This is a genomic window from Lactobacillus sp. UMNPBX15 (assembly GCF_002553785.1).
Classification (GTDB): domain Bacteria; phylum Bacillota; class Bacilli; order Lactobacillales; family Lactobacillaceae; genus Lactobacillus; species Lactobacillus crispatus.
The window spans coordinates 1-455 of the sequence record NZ_PCYV01000086.1 but is presented as its reverse complement, the minus strand read 5'-3'; the positions used below and the strand labels follow the sequence as shown (position 1 = coordinate 455).

At 38.7% G+C, this 455-nt stretch carries 1 pseudogene; it reads left to right on the top strand.

From position 1 onward, the window contains the following. Window positions 1–455 (top strand): annotated as a pseudogene (locus CP366_RS10385) (ABC transporter permease); the annotation flags it as partial.

Sequence of the window (455 nt, the reverse complement as noted above, 5' to 3'; positions counted from 1 at the left end):
GTAACTTTTAAAAACACCGCTAATCTGAGCCCATTTAGTGTCACTTATCGCAATCGCGTTTACCATGATCAAAACAAATTGCAGAAGGCTTTAAACAAGAATAGACAAGACAAATACGATAAATACGTTCAGCTATATCAAAAACAATATCAAAAGAAGGCCGCTGAGCAATTAATCAAAAAAGGCATCCCTATTACGCCTGAGCAAATTGAGGTACCTAAAAATAAAATCCAAATCGATTATCCTAGCTATACCATTAACAGTCGTGAGAAAAGCCAAGGGTATTCATCCTATCGTGCTGATTCTGAGCGAGTCGAAGTTTTAGCCAACGTCTTCCCTGTCTTTTTGTTTGCCGTTGCTGCATTGGTCAGTTTGACTACCATGATGCGTTTCGTAGAAGAAGAACGTACTAATATTGGAACATTTAAGGCACTCGGTTATAGCAACGCTAGCAT